General features: G+C 66.3%; 1 protein-coding gene and 1 pseudogene. Both read left to right on the forward strand.

Annotated features, from left to right (window positions below):
• Positions 1–272 (forward strand): PPW family C-terminal domain-containing PPE protein (locus BST40_RS28595; RefSeq protein ID WP_208618966.1); only part of this gene is annotated, 272 nt, incomplete at its 5' end.
• 37 nt (positions 273–309) lie between these two features.
• A pseudogene (locus tag BST40_RS29910) lies at positions 310–377 on the forward strand (type VII secretion protein EsxS); the annotation flags it as partial.

The following is a 377-nucleotide window of genomic DNA, read 5'->3' on the forward strand; positions in this document are numbered from 1 at the left end:
GGGCGACGGCGGGGCGGGCGCGGTTGGTGTCAGCGGTGCAGCCGGCTTCCGGGAGCCCGCCGTCGTCGGCGGGGGCTTCCGATCGTGGTGCTGGGACGTTGGGGTTTGCCGGCACGGACGGCAAGGAGAACGTCGCACAGCCCTGCGGATTGACGGCAGTAGAGGGCGCCGGGTACGGCGGTGCTTCGCAAGTGCCGATGCTGCCGGCTACCTGGGAGTCGGATGTCCTGGGAGCGGGCACCGAACAGGCGTTTGCCAGCCTGGTGAGCTGACAACGAGTAACGGAAAGTCGAATCGAAAGGAATCGCTATGAGTTTGTTGGATGCCCATATTCCGCAGTTGGTGGCGTCGCAGTCGGCGTTTACCGCCAAGGCGGC

The sequence above is a fragment of the Mycobacterium persicum genome (assembly GCF_002086675.1).
Lineage (GTDB): Bacteria > Actinomycetota > Actinomycetes > Mycobacteriales > Mycobacteriaceae > Mycobacterium > Mycobacterium persicum.